The 3,229-nt window shown below is 52.6% G+C and carries 7 protein-coding genes, 1 tRNA gene and 1 pseudogene; 8 read left to right on the forward strand and 1 reads right to left on the reverse strand.

Features of this window, described 5'->3' with window-relative positions; genetic code table 11:
* The first annotated feature begins 22 nt into the window (after positions 1 to 22).
* From AB0B35_RS41930 to AB0B35_RS41965, 8 genes and pseudogenes are all read left to right on the forward strand, one after another.
* Complete coding sequence (locus AB0B35_RS41930; RefSeq protein WP_361057460.1) at positions 23 to 250, forward strand: DUF551 domain-containing protein; 228 nt, start codon at positions 23 to 25, stop codon at positions 248 to 250.
* A 57-nt stretch (positions 251 to 307) separates the two neighbouring features.
* Complete coding sequence (locus tag AB0B35_RS41935) at positions 308 to 568, forward strand: hypothetical protein (RefSeq protein WP_060441884.1); 261 nt, start codon at positions 308 to 310, stop codon at positions 566 to 568.
* 9 nt (positions 569 to 577) lie between these two features.
* The gene (locus AB0B35_RS41940) at positions 578 to 832 is read left to right on the forward strand and encodes a DNA polymerase III subunit theta (RefSeq protein ID WP_350590962.1); all 255 of its coding nucleotides are present in this window, start codon (positions 578 to 580) and stop codon (positions 830 to 832) included.
* A gap of 70 nt (positions 833 to 902) precedes the next feature.
* Positions 903 to 1,124 (forward strand): hypothetical protein, encoded by a 222-nt coding sequence (locus tag AB0B35_RS41945; RefSeq protein WP_350590961.1) that lies wholly within the window; start codon positions 903 to 905, stop codon positions 1,122 to 1,124.
* Positions 1,117 to 1,326: a hypothetical protein gene (locus AB0B35_RS41950; protein ID WP_350590960.1), complete on the forward strand. Its 210-nt coding sequence runs from the start codon at positions 1,117 to 1,119 to the stop codon at positions 1,324 to 1,326. The genes AB0B35_RS41945 and AB0B35_RS41950 overlap by 8 nt, the downstream gene beginning before the upstream one ends.
* 38 nt (positions 1,327 to 1,364) lie before the next feature.
* Positions 1,365 to 1,514 (forward strand): hypothetical protein, encoded by a 150-nt coding sequence (locus tag AB0B35_RS41955; RefSeq protein ID WP_350590958.1) that lies wholly within the window; start codon positions 1,365 to 1,367, stop codon positions 1,512 to 1,514.
* 6 nt (positions 1,515 to 1,520) lie between these two features.
* Positions 1,521 to 1,628: pseudogene (locus tag AB0B35_RS41960) on the forward strand (helix-turn-helix domain-containing protein); the annotation flags it as partial.
* Positions 1,629 to 1,747: 119 nt separating this feature from the next.
* Entirely contained in the window at positions 1,748 to 2,869 is a 1,122-nt protein-coding gene (locus tag AB0B35_RS41965; protein WP_359739609.1) for a site-specific integrase, read from the forward strand.
* A gap of 24 nt (positions 2,870 to 2,893) precedes the next feature.
* Here the strand turns inward: AB0B35_RS41965 and AB0B35_RS41970 are convergent.
* Positions 2,894 to 2,970: transfer RNA gene (locus tag AB0B35_RS41970), tRNA-Arg, on the reverse strand.
* Positions 2,971 to 3,229 lie beyond the last annotated feature (259 nt).

Consider the following 3,229-nt stretch of genomic DNA (forward strand, 5'->3'; position numbering starts at 1 on the left):
CTGGAACGCCTGCCGCGCCGCAATGCTGGCTCAACCTGTAAGCCAGGGTTACACGTTGCCGGAGGGGTGGATAGCGTGCGGCGAACGGATGCCTGATGCCGACGGGGAATATTGGTGTTGGTTCGGGAAAGAGAAACCTAGCGTTATTCAGCAGCGAGTTTGCATCTGGAACGATAGAAACCATGAGTGGTGTGACAGCGCTGTAACCCACTGGATGCCATTACCTGCAGCGCCGGAGGGTGGGAATTGACTCACAGACAACCATAATTATACTGTATGCATGAACAGTATTTTTATGGTGTGAGTTATGACTACGAAAAACGACATCGGCTATCAGGTCGTTTACCGCGGCGAGACGCTGGAGCATCCCAAAGAAGGTGGGTGGGTGTTCTTCCAGCGGCTGAAGGAATATGGCGGCGGGTACTGGCTAGGACGCACCTATCACGATCGCTTCGTTCTGGAGTATGATCGACCCACTTCACTACATGACGGCATCAAATTTATCCTCGAGATGCGCGCTGCAGAGCTAAACTTTGCAACGTTCGATGATGACTTTGAGCTGATATAGGACTGGGCGATGTCATACAACATAGCGGATAAATCACCGGAAGAGCGCGAGAAGGTTAACGTAGATTTGGCGGCGTCAGGCGTGGCGTACAAAGAGCGCATGAATATGCCGATTGTGCCTGCGCAGGTAGAAGAAGAACAGCCGGCGCATCTGCGTGAATACTTCCGTGAACGACTGCAGCATTATCGTGGCCAGAGCCACAAATTCCCAGGTCCGAGCGACCCACGCTATCAGCAGATGGCTGACGCCAACGGCAAGAAGTAAATCCAACCAACTGACATGAACCCGCTACGGCGGGTTTTTTGTTGCCCTATTTCCAAGCGGAGTAACCACTATGGACACTATCAGCGTCAGGATTCCCCGCGTCTATTTCACGGACGGGCGCGTTAGCACGGATGCATTGCAGCAGAAACTTCATCAGGCACTGTGGGAGCGTACCGGCGTGATGCCTGCTCCTGTTCGGGTATTCCTGCATGAAGGTCAAGCAATCATGGCATCCGGCTGTGGCGCTGATGATGTCGAGAACATTTTAGGATTAGGAGTTAAACATGGCTGACATCATCGACAACGCACAAGAGCAAGAAGAACTGATTATCCTCGCCGCCTTATCCAACCGGCCAAAGCCGTCAATGGTATTTACTGGCCGCTGTTATTGGTGTGGAGAGACCATCAGCAAAGGCAATTTTTGCGAGGGCGACAGTTGCGCCGAAGACTACGAACGCCGGATAAAAGCAGACAGGCAGCGAGGTGTCGCATGAGAACAAAACAAAGCACCCTACTCGTCTTTGATGGTCGCATGATCACCATCTATCTTGGTGCGGCTGATGATGAAGAGTATGCCGGTAAGATGGCTATTCTCGAGCAGATCGTTAAGCCTGGCGTAAAGCTCATTGCCGAGCAATCAACGCTCGTTTCACGCACTCCGGCAAACATCACAATCCAGTAGGTGCCAATGGACAAATACAGCCTTTCACGAAGTGAGGCCTGTAACTTCCTTGGCATCTCAGCACCCACGCTGACGAGCTGGATACGCTCAGGAAGACTGCAGGCAACAAGAAAAGACCCATCAAAAACCAAATCCCCCTACCTAATTACTCGCCAAGCCTGTATTGCCGCGCTTAACAATCCGATCCACACTGTGCCGGTGAGCGCGGATGATGCACATGAGGAGAAAGCAGCATGTCATTATTCCGCCGAGGGGAAACCTGGTACGGCAGTTACACGTCGCCAAGCGGCAAAAGAATTAAGGAGTCGCTTGGGACTAAGGACAGACGCCAAGCGCAGGAGTTGCACGACCGCAGAAAAGCTGAACTTTGGAGAATAGACCGACTGGGAGACTTCCCTGAGGTCACATTTGAAGAGGCGTGCTTACGCTGGCTGGAAGAGAAAGCGCACAAGAAATCACTCGATGCAGACAAGGGTCGGATCGGATTCTGGCTCATGCATTTTGAAGGGGTTTTGCTGAAGGATATAACTGAGGCAAAGATTTACACCGCAGTCAGCAGGATGACGAACAGGAAGGCAGAGGAACGATGGGCGTTAAGAGCAGAAGCTCTTGCCAGAAAAGGTATTGAAATTGAGCCACGGAAGGCTGAGCCTGTCTCTACCTCAACCAAAGCCAAGCACCTAGCGCTGATGAAAGCTCTAATGCGTGCTGCAGAGCGTGACTGGAAATGGATTGAAAAGTCTCCGGTGATAAAGGTTCCACAGGAAAGGAATAAACGCGTTAGGTGGCTTGAGCCTGCACAAGCTCAGCGACTTATTGATGAGTGTCCTGAACCGCTTAAATCCACTGTGGAATTCGCTCTGACTACTGGCCTTCGCCGGTCGAACATCATTGAGCTTGCATGGTCGCAGATCGACATGCAGAGGAAGGTGGCTTGGATTTATCCTGAGGATAGCAAATCAGGACGGGCAATTGGCGTCGCTCTCAACGATACCGCTTGCGCCGTTCTGCGGAGACAAATAGGAAATCATCATCGTTGGGTGTTCGTTCACAAAGACCCGGTGAGGAAAATGCGAGTCGATTCTAACACTGCGTGGCGCGCTGCGTTAAGACGAGCTGGCATTGATGATTTCCGCTTCCATGATTTACGACATACCTGGGCGAGTTGGCTGATCCAATCCGGCGTGCCGCTTTCTGCACTTCAGGAAATGGGAGGATGGGAGAGCATCGAAATGGTACAGCGATACGCTCACCTTGCGCCTAACCATCTAACTGAGCATGCGAGGCAAATTGACACGATTTTCGGAGGTTTAGTCCCAAATCTGTCCCATGATGAAATTGGAAATACGGGATGAAAGGCGTAACTCATTGATACTTAATGGCACGCCCTATAGGATTCGAACCTATGACCTACGGCTTAGAAGGCCGTTGCTCTATCCAACTGAGCTAAGGGCGCATTGAGATGCGGCAACCTGTGGTTGCGGGTTGCGATTATACGGTCAGAGGTTAGCGAGTCAATGCCTTTTCATGACGTTACGGCGGCGACGGCGCTTTATGGCGTTTTTTCCGCCAGCGCCCGCGCTATGTTACGGTGCGCCAGGCCGACCGCGGTATCGCCTGGCGTGCGCTCAGCCTCTTGCCGCCCACCGCCCCGCCGCAGACAAAGGCGCGTAGACGGTCGTGCAGGACGTGCACCTGGGCGGCATCCCGGTGTG

The organism is Catellatospora sp. NPDC049133, from assembly GCF_040648455.1.
Lineage (GTDB): Bacteria > Actinomycetota > Actinomycetes > Mycobacteriales > Micromonosporaceae > Catellatospora > Catellatospora aurea.

Bases quoted from the DNA above. Each gene is read 5' to 3' on its own strand.
- AB0B35_RS41930 (WP_361057460.1), top strand. From the start codon at position 23: ATGCTGGCTCAACCTGTAAGCCAGGGTTACACGTTGCCGGAGGGGTGG.
- AB0B35_RS41935 (WP_060441884.1), top strand. From the start codon at position 308: ATGACTACGAAAAACGACATCGGCTATCAGGTCGTTTACCGCGGCGAG.
- AB0B35_RS41940 (WP_350590962.1), top strand. From the start codon at position 578: ATGTCATACAACATAGCGGATAAATCACCGGAAGAGCGCGAGAAGGTT.
- AB0B35_RS41945 (WP_350590961.1), top strand. From the start codon at position 903: ATGGACACTATCAGCGTCAGGATTCCCCGCGTCTATTTCACGGACGGG.
- AB0B35_RS41950 (WP_350590960.1), top strand. From the start codon at position 1,117: ATGGCTGACATCATCGACAACGCACAAGAGCAAGAAGAACTGATTATC.
- AB0B35_RS41955 (WP_350590958.1), top strand. From the start codon at position 1,365: ATGATCACCATCTATCTTGGTGCGGCTGATGATGAAGAGTATGCCGGT.
- AB0B35_RS41965 (WP_359739609.1), top strand. From the start codon at position 1,748: ATGTCATTATTCCGCCGAGGGGAAACCTGGTACGGCAGTTACACGTCG.